This is a genomic window from Pelagerythrobacter marensis (assembly GCF_036700095.1).
GTDB classification, from domain to species: Bacteria; Pseudomonadota; Alphaproteobacteria; order Sphingomonadales; family Sphingomonadaceae; genus Pelagerythrobacter; species Pelagerythrobacter marensis_A.
In genome coordinates, this window is the sequence record NZ_CP144918.1 from 2286667 (window position 1) to 2306325 (window position 19659).

15 protein-coding genes are annotated in these 19659 nt (G+C 61.2%); 1 reads left to right on the forward strand and 14 read right to left on the reverse strand.

Annotated features, from left to right (window positions below; translation table 11 throughout):
• Nucleotides 1–3: 3 nt before the first annotated feature.
• The 10 genes from V5F89_RS10835 to V5F89_RS10880 all read right to left on the reverse strand — a co-directional run bounded on the left by V5F89_RS10835 (nt 4) and on the right by V5F89_RS10880 (nt 14039).
• Entirely contained in the window at nt 4–1716 is a 1713-nt protein-coding gene (locus V5F89_RS10835) for an RHS repeat-associated core domain-containing protein (protein ID WP_338445659.1), read from the reverse strand.
• Nucleotides 1717–2088: 372 nt separating this feature from the next.
• Complete coding sequence (locus V5F89_RS10840) at nt 2089–6357, reverse strand: RHS repeat-associated core domain-containing protein (RefSeq protein ID WP_338445660.1); 4269 nt, start codon at nt 6355–6357, stop codon at nt 2089–2091.
• Nucleotides 6358–6423: 66 nt separating this feature from the next.
• Nucleotides 6424–6636 (reverse strand): hypothetical protein, encoded by a 213-nt coding sequence (locus V5F89_RS10845; protein ID WP_338445661.1) that lies wholly within the window; start codon nt 6634–6636, stop codon nt 6424–6426.
• A 128-nt stretch (nt 6637–6764) separates the two neighbouring features.
• Entirely contained in the window at nt 6765–7733 is a 969-nt protein-coding gene (gene virB11, locus V5F89_RS10850) for a P-type DNA transfer ATPase VirB11 (RefSeq protein WP_338445662.1), read from the reverse strand.
• A gap of 2 nt (nt 7734–7735) precedes the next feature.
• Complete coding sequence (locus tag V5F89_RS10855; RefSeq protein WP_338445663.1) at nt 7736–8797, reverse strand: TrbI/VirB10 family protein; 1062 nt, start codon at nt 8795–8797, stop codon at nt 7736–7738.
• The gene (locus tag V5F89_RS10860) at nt 8790–9503 is read right to left on the reverse strand and encodes a TrbG/VirB9 family P-type conjugative transfer protein (protein ID WP_338445664.1); all 714 of its coding nucleotides are present in this window, start codon (nt 9501–9503) and stop codon (nt 8790–8792) included. The genes V5F89_RS10855 and V5F89_RS10860 overlap by 8 nt, the downstream gene beginning before the upstream one ends.
• The gene (locus V5F89_RS10865; RefSeq protein WP_338445665.1) at nt 9500–10246 is read right to left on the reverse strand and encodes a virB8 family protein; all 747 of its coding nucleotides are present in this window, start codon (nt 10244–10246) and stop codon (nt 9500–9502) included. Before V5F89_RS10865 ends, V5F89_RS10860 begins: the two co-directional genes overlap by 4 nt.
• The gene (locus V5F89_RS10870) at nt 10243–11448 is read right to left on the reverse strand and encodes a type IV secretion system protein (RefSeq protein ID WP_338445666.1); all 1206 of its coding nucleotides are present in this window, start codon (nt 11446–11448) and stop codon (nt 10243–10245) included. The genes V5F89_RS10865 and V5F89_RS10870 overlap by 4 nt, the downstream gene beginning before the upstream one ends.
• A 3-nt stretch (nt 11449–11451) precedes the next feature.
• Nucleotides 11452–13827, reverse strand: a complete 2376-nt coding sequence (locus tag V5F89_RS10875; protein ID WP_338445667.1) for a VirB4 family type IV secretion/conjugal transfer ATPase — start codon at nt 13825–13827, stop codon at nt 11452–11454.
• On the reverse strand, nt 13806–14039 hold the full coding sequence (locus V5F89_RS10880) for a type IV secretion system protein VirB3 (RefSeq protein ID WP_338447564.1): 234 nt from the start codon (nt 14037–14039) through the stop codon (nt 13806–13808). Before V5F89_RS10880 ends, V5F89_RS10875 begins: the two co-directional genes overlap by 22 nt.
• 254 nt (nt 14040–14293) lie before the next feature.
• On the opposite strand from V5F89_RS10880, the gene V5F89_RS10885 reads away from it, so the two are divergent.
• Nucleotides 14294–14641 (forward strand): TrbC/VirB2 family protein, encoded by a 348-nt coding sequence (locus V5F89_RS10885; RefSeq protein ID WP_338445668.1) that lies wholly within the window; start codon nt 14294–14296, stop codon nt 14639–14641.
• Between the two features lie 42 nt (nt 14642–14683).
• Here V5F89_RS10885 and V5F89_RS10890 read toward each other — a convergent pair whose 3' ends face one another.
• The 4 genes from V5F89_RS10890 to V5F89_RS10905 form a co-directional block, all read right to left on the reverse strand.
• The gene (locus V5F89_RS10890; RefSeq protein WP_338445669.1) at nt 14684–15307 is read right to left on the reverse strand and encodes a hypothetical protein; all 624 of its coding nucleotides are present in this window, start codon (nt 15305–15307) and stop codon (nt 14684–14686) included.
• Between the two features lie 519 nt (nt 15308–15826).
• Nucleotides 15827–16978 carry an RHS repeat-associated core domain-containing protein gene (locus V5F89_RS10895; protein WP_338445670.1) on the reverse strand — a complete coding sequence of 384 codons (1152 nt, stop codon included), beginning with the start codon at nt 16976–16978 and terminating at the stop codon, nt 15827–15829.
• A 163-nt stretch (nt 16979–17141) separates the two neighbouring features.
• Nucleotides 17142–17636, reverse strand: a complete 495-nt coding sequence (locus V5F89_RS10900) for a hypothetical protein (RefSeq protein ID WP_338445671.1) — start codon at nt 17634–17636, stop codon at nt 17142–17144.
• A 51-nt stretch (nt 17637–17687) separates the two neighbouring features.
• Nucleotides 17688–19535, reverse strand: a complete 1848-nt coding sequence (locus tag V5F89_RS10905) for an RHS repeat-associated core domain-containing protein (protein WP_425334352.1) — start codon at nt 19533–19535, stop codon at nt 17688–17690.
• Nucleotides 19536–19659 lie beyond the last annotated feature (124 nt).

The following is a 19659-nucleotide window of genomic DNA, read 5'->3' on the forward strand; positions in this document are numbered from 1 at the left end:
CTCTTACCTCTTGAGATTAGGAGTGCCATTCTTCGCAGCGCAATAGTTGGCCACAGCATGTGCCATGCCTCCGAAAATAAGTGCCCCAACCAGATTATTGAACGTCGGGTTATCTCCTGACCCCGTTCCGGTTATGTTGATGGATGAATATCCTCCGCCAAGATCATTGACTCGAATCTCCACCCTCCCAGGATGGAACCGATGATCAGGCCCAGTGACATTGGTGATCGTGCGACTTCTAGGATCGACTGTCTGGGTTATAGGATCGCCAAGGGGCGCGAGAGTGAGATCGTGAGTGCCAGATCGGGCGAAAGGCGCTCCGGGTGCTGAATTTCCGGCACCTCTAACGGCCCCAAAAGCGCTGTCGGCTGAACACTGGGTGACCACGCTGATATTATACCGATGCGTATTTTGCGGCAGACGTCCACCGCCGAAACCATCTTCGGGTGAGGGTGAGGGGGCTGGCCCGCTGGGAGGAATGATGCCTTCACCTCCGTTGTCTTTGCCTCCGCTCCCTCCACCACGGCCAGTGTCAGCGCAGACCACAACATGGTGGTCCCATTGCTTTGTTTCCGAGTTCCAGACCCATTCGACCCCGCTTTTGCAAAGCCCCAGCGAATCGACGAAGTTAGCCGGATCGCTGCCCACATAGTTGTAGAGGTTCATCCCGTCGGCATATCCGATGGGATCGGTCTGGAGGAACCGGCCGAGGGTGGGCGAGTACATACGCGCCTTGTAGTAGTAGAGGCCCGCTTCCTCCAGCCACACCTGCCCGGTGTACTGGAACCGCCCGAGGTTGTCGTCGGCAGGGATGCCATACTCGTCGTAGGCATTGGCCCCGAGCAGCGCTCCGCTCGCATTCGACACCGCGATGATCGAGCCACGCTCGTCGGCGTGGAGGAACCGGCGGTTCGTCGTGCCTGAGCCTTCGTACCACACGATCGGGCTGTCGATCCCGGGGCCGTGGACATAGCGCCGCAGCAGCTGGTTCGAGGTATTGTACTCCCCGATCATCGCGATCCCGTCATAGCCGAACCGCGTGGTCGGGCCACCGCTGGTGAGGTCGTCCACCTGCCACAACCGCCCGAGCGGATCGTAGGCCAAGCTCGCTGCACCCGTGACCCCGGTCAGCAGGTTCTCGCTGGTATAGGCGAACGTATCGGTCCCCGAGTTGGTCAGGTTGCCGCGCGTATCGTAGGACAGCGTAACGCCGCCTGCGCTGGTCAACTGGTTGCGGCCGTTGACCGTGTAGGTCCGGTCGACATTGTAGAGCCCGTCGAACGCATAGGCATCGTTCGACTGTGTGGTCTGCATCAGCTGCCCGGCGGGGTTGTAGGTAAAGCCGCGCGTGTTGTCGGCCGATGTCCCTGCAAGGTTGGCCGCAATCGACGACAGCCGCCCCACAGGATCGAACGCCAGCGACTGGCTTGCACCGTTGGCGAACGTCACCCCGGTCGGCTCGCCTTGCGTATTGTAGCCGTAGCTTGCCAGCACGGTGGAGCCGTTCTCGCGGATGGCCTTGATCGATCCGTCGGTGTGGTATTCGTAGGTGACATAGAATCCGTCAGGCCAGGTCATCCGCGTGCGGCGACCGGCGGTGTCATACTGATAGCCGACCGTCCCCAGCGGTCCCGACTGGCCGGTGTTGCGCCCCAGCGCATCGTGCGCGAACGCCAGCGTCTGGCCGCCTTGCACCGCGCTCGTCAGCCGGTTCATCAGATCGTAGCCGTAGGTCGCATCGGGCTCGTGCTCTGCGCTCGCAATTCCTTGAGCCTGGCTTGGATGTCGTCAGCAAGTCCTTCATAATAGCCCTGCACCTGTGCGAAGCCCTCCGAAGCAGAAAAGCAGCATTCAGTCCTCTATGAAAGATTCGATGATCTTCTCTTTTATGAACTTCATCGCCAAATATACGATGTAAGAGAGGAATAGAAAGCCTCCAAAAAGGGCTAATAGAACAGGGAGCGACGGAGCGCTCGGATCGTCGGTGAATGCGACAATCGCAATAACTACGACGCCTAGGGAAAGCACGCCGACCATGATTGCGAGCGTCCATTTCCAAATGGCTTCAGCGAGCGCCCTTTTAACCATCTACTGACATCCAAGCTGTGGCGTTGATATAGTACCGGAAAACCGTTGTCCTACTGCACCATAGGCTCCCGCAGCAAGTCTGCCTCCGGACCCACTCCAGTCAGCGGGCTTGTCGTTGAGGGGACGAACAATCTCAACGCCGAGACCATCACCAGCCCCACCTTGCAAAACAGTGTCCGAAGAGCCGCTGAGAATATTTGCGGGACCATCACTTCCGCTCATGCCGAAGTTTGGGCCAGCTCCTGCAAAAAGCCCTAATCCAGCGAGAGGGGTGATCGAGCCTGAAATCGAGAGCTGTGACCCTCGAAGGCTTGGCCTCCCATTGGCATCGGTCGGTATATTAATAGCCCCGGAAACGCCTAGGGATAAACCGACAATTCCTAGAAAGCCCGTTGCTCCCGTACCAACATCGAGTTTCAGACCAGGTCTGGTAGGACATGGCTCATCCCTTTGCGGCGGCAGACGCCCGCCACCGAAGCCGCCGCCAGAGGGTGAAGGGAAAGAGTGCCCCGAAGACCACGGCCAGATTGATGGCCTTCTTTTTGGAGCCGTTACGCAAATTTGTCCTTCGTGCGGGGGTGGGCAGTTCTCCAACCCCAACGGATCGACGAAGTTGACCGGATCGCTGCCCACATAGTTGTAGAGGTTCATCCCATCGGCATATCCGATGGGGTCGGTCTGAAGGAACCGGCCGAGGGTGGGCGAGTACATACGCGCCTTGTAGTAGTACAAGCCCGCTTCCTCCAGCCACACCTGCCCGGTGTACTGGAACCGCCCGAGGTTGTCCGAGCCAGGGATGCCATACTCGTCATAGGCATTGGCCCTGAGCAGCGCTCCGCTCGCATTCGACACCGCGATGATCGAGCCACGCTCGTCGGCGTGGAGGAACCGACGGTTCGTCGTGCCAGAGCCTTCGTACCACACGATCGGGCTGTCGATCCCGGGGCCGTGGACATAGCGGCGTTGCAGCTGGTTTGCGGTGTTGTACTCCCCGATCATCGCGATCCCGTCATACCCGAACCGCGTGGTCGCACCGCCGCTGGTGAGATCACCCACCTGCCACAGCCGGCCGAGCGGATCGTAGACCATGCTCGCTGCACCCGTGACCCCAGTGAGCAGGTTCTCGCTTGTATAGGCGAACGTATCGGTCCCCGAGTTGGTCAGGTTGCCGCGTGTATCGTAGGACAGCGTGACACCGCCCGCACTGGTCAACTGGTTGCGGCCGTTGACCGTGTAGACCCGGTCGACATTGTAGAGTCCGTCGAACGCATAGGCATCGTTCGACTGTGTGGTCTGCGTCAACTGCCCGGCGGGGTTGTAGGTAAAGCCGCGCGTGTTGTCGGCCGAAGTCCCGGCTAGGTTCGCCACGATCGACGACAACCGCCCCACCGGATCGAACGCCACCGCCTGGCTTGCACCGTTGGCGAACGTCACCCCGGTCGGCCGGCCTTGCGCGTTATAGCCGTAGCTTGCCAGCACGGTGGAGCCGTTCTCGCGGATCGTCTTGATCGAGCCATCGGTGTGATACTCGTAGGTGACATAGAATCCGTCAGGCCAGGTCATCCGCGTGCGGCGACCGGCGGTGTCATACTGATAGCCGACCGTCCCCAGCGGTCCCGACTGGCCGGTGTTGCGCCCCAGCGCATCGTGCGCGAACGCCAGCGTCTGGCCGCTTTGCACCGCGCTCGTCAGCCGGTTCATCAGGTCGTAGCCGTAGGTCGCATCGGGCTCGCTGCCGGGCAGGTTCTTGGAGATCAGCCGGTTCAGCGCATCGTAGCCATAACCGATCGTCTGCCCGTCGCGCAGGCGGCGCGCGGTGACGTTGCCCGCTGCATCGTAGGTCAGCTGTTCGTAGTCCGAGGCGTTGGACGTGTTCTTCGTCGTCGGATGCGGATAGCGCGTCTGCCGCAGCCGGTCGTGCCCGTCGTAGATATAGGTCGTGCGGTTGCTCTCGCCATCGGTGAGAGTCTGGGTACGTCCGTTGGGCGTGAACGTCGCCACGAACTCGTTCGAGACCGCGGTGCTTCCCACGCCGCTCTCGACACGAACGACACGGTCATCGCCATCGTAGTGGTTTCTCGTGATCCGGTCGGGCCCGTTCGCCCCCGTGGTCGACATCGTGCAGGCCGAAGCCGGGAGCGAGGCCCACACCGCCGGGTTCATCCGAACGGCCGTGCAGGTCAGGCGATTCTGCGTGTCGTAGCTGTATTGAGTAAGCTGGTAGATTACACCACCCGACACCAGCTTCTGCACCGCCAGGTTGCCCTTCGTGTCGTAGACGTTCTCGACCGACTGGTTGACTGTCATCGCGTTCAGGGCTGCCTCGGTCGTGCCGGAAGCGGTGCCGAACTCGCCTTTGATCAGTCGGTTGCCGGAATCGTACGTGTAACGTGCTGCCCCACGTCTGATGGCGCCCGAGCCATCGGGATCAGGACCAATAATGCCGCGGCGGCGATCCAGCGTGTCGTAGAAATAGTGCGTCGTGTCCGCCGACCCGGGCAGGGGCCCGTCCTCGCTGATCAGGTTGTCGCGCCCATCGTACGCGAACGCGGTCGTTGCGCTGATTGCGCCATCGCCCGATGACACCGTCACGCTGCTCGGCAGAAGGTTTGGGGTGTCGTAGGCGATTGCAACGCGCTGCTCGTTCGCCGTGCCCGAACAAGTCGCGGCGGTGGCGCACGTGCGGATCAGCGTCATCTTCCATTGCGGCGTCAACTGATTAAGAAGACTCCCGCCTGAGCCCCTCTTTTTCGCATAGAGCGATGAATAACTGTAATCGATCGTAGGGCGAGGTTGACCCGAAGCCGGGGCAGGCCGCTGAACCCGCGTCACCAGACCATGCGCAGCACCGTAAGTGTAATCGGTCCGTTTGCCGCGCTCGTCGATCGTGTAGTTCGGCTTGTTGCATTTCAGGGGGTTGGTGCAGGTCGCATCGAACCCGGCACTGCTGACAATATTGGCCACACCCGAACCAGGTTTGCCAACCCGGGTCGTGGTTGTGATATTCCCTCGCGCGTCGCGTGCGTACTCGACATAGTTGCCTTCCTCGAACGTGATTCGGATCAAGCGGCCGTTTGCATCGTAATCGAACTCTGTCGTACTGCCTGAAGCATCGGTGATACTCGTCGGCCTTCCGGTATTGGGATCGGATATGACTTCGCCATCCGAGCCGCCCGCATCGCCCATGTCGACGACGGTGTCTCCGCCGCTCGAACTCCAGCTGTATGACTTTGTCTCGCCATCGTCCGTAATCGACGTGACGCGGTTCGAAGTGTCGCGGGTGATGATCAGCGAGTCCGTACTGTGTCCCGGCTTCCGCACGGAGAGGCCCGAAGCGGTGCTCGTGATACGCCAGTTGCCGGCCCGGCTGTTGTTGATCTCGAGAACGTTTGCCGAGGGGCGATTGTAGGTCACCTTCGGCCAGGTCGAAGCGACGGTTCCGCATCCAAACGTAGAGCATGTCTCTTGCGAAGTATCGACGAACGTAACCGATTCTCGCTCGAACCAGTCTGGCGCGGGGAATCCGCCATTGTAACTCGATTGATCGGACTTGAAATCGACCAGCATCGCGTAGCTGGAATTGCTCATGACCGATTTCATGCGGATCGGAGCGAAACAGGTGTAGTTACCGCTGCCGTCGGGGATAACCAACTGCCCGTTCCTGTAGCACCTAACCGGCACGTCCCAGTTTAGGGTATAAACGGTCCCGTCCGGCCGCGAGATCGACACGGGCAAACCGCAATCTGCGTTTGAGTTGCACCCGGCCCCGCCGTACTGCATACCCGGTTCTCCGAACCCATATCCAAGGTTTTCCGGCTTTGAATAGTTGATCTGGGTTCCATCAGGCGCCGTATATCTCCAGCCCTCGGTTGTATTAACCAATGTGCCGCCATTCGCCTTAACAGCTGTCCAGGAGCCACCTTGCTGAATAAATTTGTCGGCAATCTTCCCCAGGCTGATGGTCGCACTGGATTGGCTGCCGGAAGTCTGGACCCGAAGCGTACCCGTCCAATTGTCCTGGAGGCCGCTCTGCCCGTAGTAGCGCACCAGCGCGACGCCGCCATCCTCGGGACCGATCCGTCCTTCAACAATATCGAGATAGTACCTTCCCGTAACGAGATCGACGCCGTGCTCCTCCGTATTGACGTATGGGTCGGGTGTAGCTGCCTCCTGTTGCGCCAGTGCCGGCGCCGCAAGGCCTGCGCAAAGCACGGTCGTGGTATAAAGAACTGCGCGCTGCAGTGCGCGAAATCTGCGCCCCCTGTACATATTTCCCCCCTGCGATATTATTCGATTATGCGCTTCGCCCACTGCTTCCAGGGCGTCGATTGCAGATCAGGCCGATGCCCCGGTGGTCTTTACGCGCTTCCGGTTATCGGCCTTGTCGTGCTGGTATTCTGTATCGACACCGTTATTCACCGTGCCCGACCGTTCGACCTTAACGAGGCGCCCCTTCGCATCGTAGGTGTAGGTCACTGTCTCGGTTGCCTGTGCCGCGATCGGCAACATGGCCAGGATGGCCCCTGCCAGCGCACCGATTCCCCGCATCGCTCCATCCCCCTTTGCTTGCGACTCGACAAGTTTTGCATGGAAGCGAAAAGGTGTGAAGAGGTAATTTAACACTATTGTCAAACTTGGTGCCGGATCAGGGAAATCTCATCATAATTTCGGTAACATCAGTCTTTGATGAGCACCTCTGCAACTCTCCGCCGCCCTTCGCGTCTTTCAAGCTGCACGAACACATCGACACTTTCGCGCACGTAATGCCGCACATCGTCGCGAGCGAGGCGTGATCCGGCTTGCAGAACCAGCAGCGTCAGTTGCTCGATCGCGCGCGTCGGCGTGTCAGCATGGATCGTCGTCATCGAGCCGGGATGGCCGGTATTGACCGCGCGCAGGAATGTGAACGCCTCGCTGCCGCGCAACTCGCCGAGGATGATCCGGTCGGGCCGCATACGGAGTGCGGCAATCAGCAAATCCTCGGCACCGATCTCGGCCTCGGACAGTTGTCCGCGCGCGGCGATCAGTCCGACCGCATTTTCGTGCCGGACCTTCATCTCCTCGGTATCTTCGATCAGGATCAGACGTTCGTCGCGCGGGATCTCGGCGAGCAGGGCGTTGAGGAAAGTCGTCTTGCCGGTGCTGGTCCCGCCCGAGACCACGATATTGCGCCGCTCACGCACGGCAGTGCGCAGGAAGCTTGCCGCCTCGGCTCCGCTCAGGGTACGCCAGTGATGCTCGCGATCGATCTCCGCCGTGCCGCCTTCGAGTTGTGCGAACGCATCTTCCTCCTCCCAGTCGGCAAGCGAGAGGTCGGCCGAGACGTGGCGGCGGATTGCAAAGACATGTCCGCCACGGGTCGCAGGCGGGCCGACCACCTGGACGCGCGAGCCGTCGGGCAGACTCGCGGCGAGAAGCGGCTGTGCGCGGCTGATCCCTTGCGAGGAATGCGCCGCGACCTGCCGTGCAAGCCGCGCCAGGAGCCGATCGTCGAGCGCGGGCTCCTCGACGCGCTCGATCGTGCCACCCAGGGTTTCGATCCAGACCTCGCCCGGACGGTTTATCCAGATGTCGGTGACATCTTCACGCGTGAGCCACGGCGCCAGCGGAGCCAGAAAGCTGTCGAGATAGTAGCCGGCTTCCACGCTCAGGAATCGACGGTCGAGAAGTCGAGATCGCGCGCGACGAACACCGAGACGCTCGCGCCGTGCTTGACCTTGAGCGTCCGCTGCACCTGGTCGCCCTGAGTAACGTCGATATTCTGCGTGGAGCCCGGCAGGGCAACGACCACCCCATCGGTTGCCTTGCGCGTGGCGACGCCCACGCCGATGTCGAGAACGGACTGGAGGATCGCCCCGCCGAAGCGCTGGAAGAACTTGCCGTCGACTTTCCCGCGAACGCCGGCACGGCCCAGCGGATCGGACGCGGGAGAGTCGAGCGCGATGGTCACGCCGTCAGGCCGCAGCAGCCGCGTCCAGCGTACGAGCGCGCGGTTCTGGCCCGCCTGGAGGCCGGCTTCGTACTCGCCATAGAGCCTGCTCCCACGCGGAACGAGCACGCGCGAGCCGTCGAACCCGTAGACATCTCGCTGGACGAGAGCGCGTACGCCGCCGGGCCTCGTCGAATCAAGTGCGGTTTCGAGCACCGCCGGAATGACAGTGCCTTGCGGCACGGTGAGCGAAGGATTGGCGAGACGACCGGCTCGTACGCGCGCATCGCTCCCGGGCCTGTCGGCGGCGGACGAGGGCAGCGCCGGCGCTGCCCTCGCTTCGTCGAATACGACCGCTGGCGGCGATGGCGGAGGCGCATAGGGTTCGATCGGTTCGCGCGGAACTTCGACGATACGCACCTGGGCAGGTGGAGGGGTGAGTTGCGGCTGCGGCCTCGGTGCTGGAGGTGTCGTTGGTGCATCTGCAAGCCGGTCGGGCTCGACCGGGCCGGGATCGAGAAACTCGCGCGGCAGCGCGAGCGGCGGCGGGGACGAGATACGTGATGCGGAGTCCGGCAGATTGGCGGTTATCGTCGCCCGTTCGATATCGGCGCGGTTGGCGCTCATGACCGAGAACAACCAGAGGCCGCCGATCAGCAAGGCGGCAAGGAAGAGCCAGAGGCCCAGGTTGCCGGGGCTGGCCCGCGCTACGATCGGGCGGATATCTTCGCCCGGGCTTTCCTCGATCGGATCCTGAGGGGCCGTCGCGGAATCAGCCATCGTGCCTCTCCGGCCTGGTGGAGCGCACGGCGGTCGCCTTCTCCTTGTCGATCCGGAAGACGAGTTCCTGCCACACACGGTCGATCTCGTAGACGTCCCCGCGCATATAGCCGTTCACGACCTGCTCTTCGCCCGAAGGCCCGATGGCGAACACGGCGGGCAGCGCCTGGTCGGGGCCGAACACGATCCGCGTGCGCACGCCGTCGTCGCTGATGGATACCGGTCGTACCTCCCGGTCCCCCTTGATGCGGTAGGTCCAACGCGCACCCGTCGGCTCGGTCGCAGGCTCCGGTATCTGTTCGAAGGCAGGCTCCTGCTCATATCCGTAGAGGAACCGCACCAGATAGGCGGCCATCAGGCCCGTTCCGGTCTGCAGCCGCATGCGGTAATTGCGCTGGTCGGTCGCGACCAACACCGTGCCGGCGGCGTCCTGTACTTGCGGGATCACGAACAATCCATCGCGCTCGGCCGAGACCTTCACCTCGAACGCCCTTGTCGCATCGAGCGTGACGCGCTGGACTTGTTCGCCCGGCTCGAAAAGCACGGTGAGACCCGTCATCGGGAGTGCCGTCAGCAGGTATTCCCCGTCGGGAGTCCAGTGCACCGTCTGGAGACGCGGGTTCTCGGCGCCGGGCTGCGGCATGACCTGCGCCTGCAACGGTGCTGCAAGCGCGATTATAGAGACGAGGAAGGCGGGTGCCCTCATGGTGTCCCAGCGCCGTCTACATCGCGAGCGGCTTCATCGGTCGTGCGCCGGGTCTCGATCACTTCGGGCAACGTCTCGGCATCGCGCCGGTAGCGCGTCACCTGAAATCCCAGCGGGTTGAGCAGCCGGTCGGCCTCGCTCATCTCCGCAGGTGAGAACCCGTAGTTGACCACCGCTGCCCAGTACTCAGGTGCCTGCGGCTGCGCACCCGGATCGTTTCGGATCGTGGTGAAACGCACCAGCGAGCTGTCGGCCGAGAGCGACGAGACGCTGCGTATTTCGACCGCGATCGTTCCGCCGCGCGGCATGAAGCTGAGCGGGCTCGCCGGATTCGATGCCTGCATCCGCGCGATATAGCGCTGGCGCGCCTCGGGCGCGCTCCACAGCGCGACCTTGCGGTAATCGTTCTGGAGACTGTCGGCATCGAAGCTCTCGCGCGCGGTGACGTACTGGACGAGGAACGAACGGGTGAGCGCCGCATCGGGCGCGATCACCTGCTCGTCGAGCGGCGCCAGCGCTTCGACATTGCCTGTCTGGCGGTCGACCAGCAGCGTATAGGGCTCGACCGTCTTGAGCGGCAACAGGATGACCAGCGCGATCGCCAGGAGCAGCGCGATCACGCTCGCGACTGCGGCCACGATCCATGCCGTACGGCGCGAGCGCTCGAGCGTCTCGGTGACGCTGGTCGCCCAGCTGTCGGCGATCTCGATATCTTCGTGATCGAAGGGTTCGGGCGCGTTCACGATTGTTGTCCCTCCCGGCGCCGCGCAACCATCGAAGCACGGTGCGCGGTGCGGCGATACGAACTGCCCAGCCTTTCACCGGGGCCGACCGATGGAGTCGCCGATCCGTGTACAGTGGAAGTCGTGCCCCCGGTCGTCAACGTGCGGTAGCTCATCCGTTCGTGCACAGTGCGCTGCTCGCGGTCGACCAGGCGCTCGACACTGTCCGCCGTGCGCTGTGCGCGGCTTTCGAGATAGACAGGAGCGCTGCTGGTTGTCGATGCCGGCCGCAGCTTTGCAAGGCCGTCCGGCAGCCGCACTTCCGGCACATGGAGCGAAGGCCAGCCGCGCGTGAATGCCACTTTCGCCAGCAGCCAGATCGCACCGGCCTGAATCAGCGCGAAGGCCAGCGTGATCGCGAACAGCTCGATCGGCGCGGAAGGAACGCCGTAACCGAGCCCGCGCACCCGCACGGCATCGGCGAGCCAGGGCTCGAGGATCGCCAGCTCCACTGCAAGGACCACACTGATGCCGACCGCGCCAAGCACCGAAAGAACAAGGCCTCGCAACCACCCGGCGAACAGACCCCGGGTGGCCTCGAACAGCAGCAGGCCGGCAGCAAGCGGGGCGAGCGCAAGCAGCAGGCCGGCAACAAGGCGCAAGAGGCCAACCGAACCGATCGTACCGGCCAGATAAAGCAGACGCGACCAGCCAAATGCGGCTTCGTCCTGCAGCGCGGTGCCGGCGAACGTGGTGCCCGCTGCGCCGTCGCCAAGCAGTTGCCCCGCCGTGCGGCCGGTGCCGATCTCGGTCAGGTGCATGATCGCGGCGTCGACCCGCTGCAAACGTTCGACAAATCCCGCGGAGGTATCGCCGATACCGGGCGTTGCGATGCCGCTGGCGATCTCCGCCGGGCCGGCGATCGCAACGTCATGGACCACCGTTCGGAACGCTGGCCAGGAGAAGGTGAGCGTCAGGACAATGCCGACCTTGAGTGCATCGTAGACGAGGTCGCGCGCGCCGGGGCCGGGGCCGAACAGAAAGCGCAAGCCGATGATCGCGATGAACAGCGTCAGCAGCCCGGCCACGACCGTGGAGGCGAGCGAACCCGGCTGCCCCAGCGCCTGATACCCGAAGCTGCCGAGCAGCTGCGCCTGGCAATCGATATGCTCCAGCGTTCTCGACAGGAACCGGTCGCCGGTGACGATGGCTGCGCAGGCCATGGCTCAGGCAGCTTCCCCGAGCAGGGCCGGTATCCAGTCGTCGGGATTGTCGCCGGTGGTCGGCAGCAGGCGGTCGAACAACCGCACCGTGCTTTCGCGTCCGGACAGGATCGTCAGCAGATCGTTCTCGCCCGACAGGTCGAGCCGCGCGACCACGCTTTCCTTGCCGTGCCGGATCAGGAAGCAATGCGAGGAATCGGGCAGGGTGCGAACAAGATCGAACTCGTGCCGCGTCAGCCCAAACCCGCCCATATAATCTTCCGCGCGCGCCTTGGGATTGATCATGAAGATCTGCGTCGCGGCTTGTTCGACGATCGCGCTCGCGATCCGGCTCTCGAGCGCGTCCTGCGCGCTCTGGGTCGCAAAACCGACGATCCCGTTGCGCTTGCGGATCGTCTTCTCCCAATCCTTGATCCGCCGCACGAAGACATCGTCGTCGAGCGCTTTCCAACCCTCGTCGACCACGATGATCGCCGGCGAGCCGTCGAGCCGCTCCTCCACCCGGTGGAAGAAATAGAGCATGGCCGGGGTGCGCGCTACGGGATCGTCGAGGATCGCGGTCATGTCGAACCCGACTGTCTCCTGCGCAAGGTCGGTCGTGTCGCGTTCGTTGTCGAACAGCCAGGCGCGCTCGCCATCGCCCCACCACGGGCGCATACGCGAATAGAGATCGCCTGCGCGCGGGCGGTCGCCACCGCGGAAGAGCTCGACCAGATGGCGCAGCCGGCGCCGCTCGCGCGGCTGAAGATAGTTCGTCTCGATCGCCTCGCGGATCGCCTCCTGCTCTTCGGCGGAAACGCCGCCGGCAAGCAGCGCAAGCCACTCGCCGAGAAAATCGCGGTTTGCCGGCGTGTCGGGGAGCTGCAGCGGGTTGAGACCCGAGGGCGCATCGGGCCGCAACCGGTCGTAGCTCCCGCCGATTGCGCGGATGAACAGCTCCGCGCCTCGATCCTTGTCGAAGAAGATAATCCGGGGGCTGAACTTGCGCGCCTGCGAAAGCAGGAAATTGAGCACCACCGTCTTGCCCGAGCCCGACGGCCCGATCACGGTAAAATTGCCTAGATCGTGATGATGGAAGTTGAAGAAGTATGGCCCGGCCGCGGTCGTCTCGAACAGCGTCACCGCATCGCCCCAGTGATTGCCGTGCGGCTTACCCACGGGGAAGTTGTGCAGGCTGGCGAGACTTGCAAAGTTCGTCGTCGAAACCAGCCCGCGCCGGGCGATATACCGGAAGTTGCCGGGGAACTGCGCCCAGAAGGCGGGTTCGAGCGCAATGTCCTCGCGCACTGCGTTGATGCCGAGATCGGCCATCAGCGCGATGACTTCGGCGACATTGGCATCGAGCGCCTTGAGGCTGTCGGCGTGCACCGCGATCGTCGTGTGATGTTCGCCGAAGCCTGCGCGACCCGCGGCCACTTCGTCCTTTGCATTGACGAGTTCGTCGCGCAGCGACAGCGCCTCGTCCTCGGCCGACTGCATCCGCCTGAGGACGAGGTTCATCCGCGACAAGGCTTCGCGCCGTTCCACGAGCGCGAAGCTCTGCGTCAGGTCGAACGCGAACGGCAGACGGGCGAGTTCGTCGAACATGCCCGGCATCGTCCGTCCCGGCCAGTCCTTGATCGAGATCATCGCGGTGAAGCTGCGCGGCAGATGCCCGGCGGGGGCCAGTTCGATCGCGTGCTGGCCGAAGCTGACCCGCCGCGCCGGCACATGATGGCCGAGGTCGCCCCGCGGCACAGCGACCGGGCGCATATCGTGGTTGAAGAGCCACGAGAGGAACTCGAGCGGTTCCGATCGGCGGCCTTCGGCCGTCTCGTAGATCGTAAGCAGATGCGGATCGTAGTGCCCGAGCGCCGCCATCAGTGCTTCGCGCGCGTTGTCGAGTGCGTGCTTTTCGGCTGCGAGCCGTTCGGCATTGCGCCCGCTCGAGCGCGAGAACCAGCTCTTCAAGCGGTCGGCCGAGCCAACACGCCCCTGCAACGGGCGACGAACGATCGTCAGGAACAGCTCGTTGACATAAAGCTGCCGCTCCTCGAAGCGCGCCTTCCACCGCGCATCGAGCCAGCGGCTGAAGGAGTCGGGCGGGTTTGCGCCCATCGCGATTGCCGCAGGCCGTCGCACTAGGTGGTGGTACACCGCATACCGCGACGAGCCGAGCGCGCGCAGCATCGCGTCGCGAAGGGTCGCGCGGTAGTTGAGTTCGTCGCTGTCGGCAGTCTCGAACAGCAGGCCGCCGAGGCGGATCGTTTGCATCAAGAGGCCGTCGCGTGTCTCGATCGTCGCATCGTCGATATGCCGGGCATACGGCAGGTGCGCGCCCGCCGGCGCTTCGCGCGCCATCACCTTGGGATCGCGGGTCAGGGACGGTAGGAGTTGCATCGCCACAGCGCGTGGTTCTTCACCCGCGGGCAGTTGCGCACGCGCGTGAGCCAGAGGTCGACGAACCGCGGTTCATGGAGGCATAGGACCATGCCTACGCCGTGAATCACAAGCGCCGCGAGCAGCACCCACCAGCTCTTAAAGATCAGGAACAGCTCGACCGCTATGACCGCGTTGATCACGAAATAGCTGTAGGTCACGCCCGCAAACATCTGCGGCCGGGTGAGCCCGGTAAACAGAACGTCCTGGCGAAGATCTTCGGCCAATGTGTGCGAACCCCTCCCTGAGGTTTGAGTCATACAAAATTCGGTGACGATGCAAAGGGGTGTTGGCGAAATAGCTGCTGTCGCTCGTTCAGGTCAGCTCTGTCCGAAGAGAGCGGTGTTGATTCATTGCAATGATCTGCGAAAGTTCGTTCCGGCGACACACCAAAGTGAGCGAGAATGGGCGTCCCATGGCCGGGCGGGTGACGATATTCGAACGGACTTCAGCCAGTCCACTGGGCGAGGCGGTCGGATGGCTCACTGCCACGCTGCTCGGCAGCGTGGCGACCATTCTGTGCGTGCTCGCGATCGCGTTTGTCGGACTGATGATGCTGTCGGGACGCCTCCCGATCAGGCGCGGGTTTCAGGTCGTGATCGGGTGCTTTTTGCTGCTGGGCGCCCCCCTGGTAGCCTTGACGTTCACCGACGTCTGGCGTCAGCCAATACCCTCGCAAGAGCCGGTTATGATCGCGGAACCCGCAGATCCGCGCGGAAATCTTCCGCCCGCGGACTACGATCCATACGCGGGTGCCTCGTTGAGGCGCGATTGACTTTCCGCGCTTGAATTTATCGTCCTGGGCAGACGTCTCGTCTCATCGGCGCAGTCGGAGATTCCTTCCGCCATTGAGAAAGTAATCAGAATTCGTAACAGATGACCTGACTACGTTTGAGGGGGCAGGGGTTTGACGCGATACTTCTGGCTGAGATCGTCCGCTGTCGCGCTTGTCTTGGTAGCCAACGCCAATCCCGTCCTGGTGCAGTCCAGCCTGAGGCCTGCGACTATGATCGCCCGAGGTCCGGTTGAGCCGCCCCAGGCCGTCGTAGCGCAACGCCGCAGCCGCCGTGCCGGCAAGCGTCACGCCCGTCATCCGGTTCTCCGGATCGTAGCTGTAGCTGTTCGCCCCGTCGGAGATGAGATTGCCGCTGTTGTCGTAGGCGAACACCGCCGGGCCGGCAGTGGTGTACTGGTTGAGGTTGTTCACCGCATAGTCGCGGTCGGTGTTGACGTGGTAGGCCTTGCCCAGAACGTAAGCATCGTTCGAGATCGTCCGTGTCAGCACCTGACCCGCAGGGTTGTAGGTGAAGTCGTAGTAGACCAGCCCCGAGTGGTTGAGCCGCGACGGTCGCGACAGCGGACCATGGGTTACCACTGTCGCCCGGCTGTTCGCACGGTCGATCCGCGTCATCCGGCCCGGCGCATCGTAGGTGTAACTCACCAGTGCCGTGGTGTCTCATGGGCGCGATCGCCATCGCTGCAGCCGTCATCCGATGGCTGTAGTGAATTCAAATCCTAGCCGACCGCAAAGAAACTAAAATAATTAAATAAAACATGAATAATAGATGATAGAGAAAAAGCGTATAGAATCCGAATTCTGCTACTATAAATAATAGAAGTTGAGGCGTGCATTAACAATGGAAGAATAAAAGCCGTGGTCCACAACCAGGGGCTGGAGACGATATCTGATGTCATCAACGAAAAGTTTTCACCCAACAAACTTGAAGATTTACTAAAATATGCATTATATAATTTAACAGCCATCTCAAATATAGCAAAAAACACAATGGATAAAATAATTACAAACCTATTGTGTGAAATGCGAGTGGATGATTTTATAATCTCCTCTAGCAGAACGTAGAAAACAAACATTTTAATTCCAAGGAGTAAGAAGAGCGCGCTAGAAAGGAAAGTGGCGATATACAGCGCTGCTCCAATAATTAATGATGTCATCGCCCGCTTAATTATTGCCATTTTCACAGGCCTGTCGCAAGGCTGATTTAGCGGATCCTGAGACAGCTCCGCCTAGCCCGCCTATTATTCTCTTTCTGGCACTCGACTGGGGAACAATTTCTGTAGGTGATGGCTCTCCGAGCAGTCTGCGCCCTCCTTTTTCGGCGCCATCAACGGCAACCTGACCGGCATCAATTTCTCCTTCAAGACAATTCTCAAGGTATTTCTTTGCTTTTTCTCGTTCCTTTTTAGCTTGCTCAAATATCAACTCTGAAAAATATCGCAACAACCCATAACGTTCATCCGGCTGCGGGAGGGGTACAAGTGCAGAAGCAGCGCTTCCGATAGAGACCGTCGGAATGGGTTTCTTATTCCTGAACCCTTGCACAACGATATGGTTGTCTCCATCGCTTGGTGCCAATTTATCCTTTTCGATCACGCAGTCACTTTTGACAAGCGCAATGCGCGAGCCAGTGCATAACCCCGTTGGATCGATCCCGTTCGCCGGATCGTTTCCGACATAGGCATACATGTTCATGCCGTCTTCGTACCCGATGGGATCGGTTTGCATGAACCGGCCGAGGGTGGGGGAGTAGAACCGGGCCTTGTAGTGGTACATGCCGACCTGCGGCAGCCACACCTGGCCGGTGTACTGGAACCGCCCGATGTTGTTGGGCGAGGGCATGTCCCTGTTGTCCAGGGTGCCTATGCCCCAGTCGTCGTAGCTGTTGATCGCGAGGACGCTGCCGGTGCTGCCGGTCACCGCGACGATCGAACCCTGCACATCGGCATGGAGGAAGCGCCGCGCGCTCGCCGCAGTGCCGGCGCCCTCGTACCACACCAGCGGATCGTCGGCCCCCACTGCCGCGCCGTGCACATACCGGCGGGTGAGCGTGCCGGCGCTGTTGTACTCGGCCACCAGCGCATCGCCGTCGTAGAGATAGTACCCCGTCGCCTCGCCCCCGCCCGAGGTCCGGTTGAGCCGCCCCAGGCCGTCATAGCGCAACGCCGCAGCCGCCGTGCCGGCCAGCGTCACGCCCGTCATCCGATTCTCCGGATCGTAGCTATAGCTGTTCGCCCCGTCGGAGATGAGATTGCCGCTGTTGTCGTAGGCGAACACCGCCGGGCCGGCAGTGGTGTACTGGTTGAGGTTGTTCACCGCATAGTCGCGGTCGGTATCGAAAGTGTTTCAGCCGAACACACATCCGTTCGATGTTCGCACCTCCTTGTGTAAAACGTGCTGCTCGCTTCTTTTTAACCCTTGAATACTAACGCAACGAGGTGCGAATCGCCTGACCGATCGAGCAGATCAGTTAAGGCGGTCAATTGACAGTAAAGTTCCCACCACAAAGGGTCCACATCACAGCGACCTCATCTCCACCTTGAGTGCTTAATATCTCCACAAATCGCGAAAGAGATCCATCTTGATCTATGTAAAAATTAATATGATTGCCTTCTGATGAATGACCTTCCACTATATAAGAACCGTTTCTTATTTTAAGTGAGCTATCAGATATAGCTTCTGTTATAAAATTACTCTTAGGAAAAGAGAACATAAATTCTCCGTCATATTCATAATGTCCTCCACTGTCCTTTCTTATTATTTCCCCTCCCTCGAAGTTTCCTTCTGTCATCTCGGAGGCGTCCAGCGCTCCGGAGCTCACAAAGGTTTTCATATCGTCATTTATGTACAACACGGTGTCGTAGCCAGTGCAGTATTTTGCCATATAGTCAATTTCCGAGGAGCATGACGATAACGTTGCAGGCAAACCTATTGCTGCAATTGCTACACGGTGGGATATTGATTTGCTATCCATGGCGCTCCTTTTGGAGATGATTTAGGTGTATGGCTTCCATCGCCTTTAATATTAACAGCTAGTGGAGAAGTAAAATCCCTTTAGTGGCGGACATCCCCCATCAGCCAATCCGTGCCGTTTGATGAAAGCTCGCGCGCGGTTATCAATCACCTGATGCACACCGGGAATAGGGTTCAAGAAAGAATAGAAGGGATGATACGCCTCGTGGGCGATCAACCGTGCCATGTGAGAGCCATTCATAAAACTACCTCGAAAAGAGGTGCTAATTAACATGTCACCTCGACTTCCGGATGCGTCAGGTTGAAATCGGGCTGGAGCTCGCGAAGAACCTTTATATCTGGCTCCGACATAGATGCTGTTTGTTCGGCTCAATAACTGCTGCCCCTGTGACGATTGCGTGAAAAACTGGGTGACGACACTTACAAATGCGGCCTGGGCCATGGTTGTGCCTATCCCTCGCAATATCGGGGGCACGGAGTTTACATTCTCCGAGATATCAGCGCCATCGTTCGCTACGATGGCGCTACGAAAATCATCGCCAAGATCATTAAGCTGCCCACGAGATAGGTCGTCTCTACCATTGCCGTCAAAGTCGGCATCCACGGTTACGCATGCGCCTCCTTGTCTCACCCTTGAGCCAGTAATAGGTGTGCAGACTTTCGCCATACCGAACGGATCAACCCCATTGACAGGATCGTTTCCGACATAGGCATACATGTTCATGCCGTCTTCGTACCCGATGGGATCGGTTTGCATGAACCGGCCGAGGGTGGGGGAGTAGAACCGGGCCTTGTAGTGGTACATGCCGACCTGCGGCAGCCACACCTGGCCGGTGTACTGGAACCGCCCGATGTTGTTGGGCGAGGGCATGTCCCTGTTGTCCAGGGTGCCTATGCCCCAGTCGTCGTAGCTGTTGATCGCGAGGACGCTGCCGGTGCTGCCGGTCACCGCGACGATCGAATCCTGCACATCGGCATGGAGGAAGCGCCGCGCGCTCGCCGCAGTGCCGGCGCCCTCGTACCACACCAGCGGATCGTCGGCCCCCACTGCCGCGCCGTGCACATACCGGCGGGTGAGCGTGCCGGCGCTGTTGTACTCGGCCACCAGCGCATCGCCGTCGTAGAGATAGTACCCCGTCGCCTCGCCCCCGCCCGAGGTCCGGTTGAGCCGCCCCAGGCCGTCATAGCGCAACGCCGCAGCCGCCGTGCCGGCCAGCGTCACGCCCGTCATCCGATTCTCCGGATCGTAGCTATAGCTGTTCGCCCCGTCGGAGATGAGATTGCCGCTGTTGTCGTAGGCGAACACCGCCGGGCCGGCAGTGGTGTACTGGTTGAGGTTGTTCACCGCATAGTCGCGGTCGGTGTTGACGTGGTAGGCCTTGCCCAGAACGTAAGCATCGTTCGAGATCGTCCGTGTCAGCACCTGACCCGCAGGGTTGTAGGTGAAGTCGTAGTAGACCAGCCCCGAGTGGTTGAGCCGCGACGGTCGCGACAGCGGACCATGGGTTACCACTGTCGCCCGGCTGTTCGCACGGTCGATCCGCGTCATCCGGCCCGGCGCATCGTAGGTGTAACTCACCAGTGCCGTGGTTCCGTTCTCCCGGATCGCGGTCACCTGCCCCGCGGGTGAGTAGTCATAGGTGACGTAGAACCCGTCGGGCCAGGTCAGCCGTGTGCGCCGCCCGGCCAGATCGTACTGATAATTGAGCTGCCGCCCGTCCTGCGTCGCGCGGCTCCTGCGCCCCAGAGCGTCGTAAAGATAGCTGATCGTCGAAATTCCCGAACGGCTTACCTGCGTCTCGCGCCCCAGACCGTCGTAGCTGTAGGCGATCGCCGGATCGCTCGTCGAATAGCTCGTCGACGTCAACCGGCCGGCGTCGTCGTAGCCATGGGTGATCAACTGACCGCGGCGGTTGCGCCGCTGGGTGACGCGCCCGCGACTGTCGTAGGTGAGCTGCTCATAGGTGCTGTCGGGGAAAGTCGTGCGCCAGGGCCGGTCATAACTGTCATAGGCATAGTTGGTC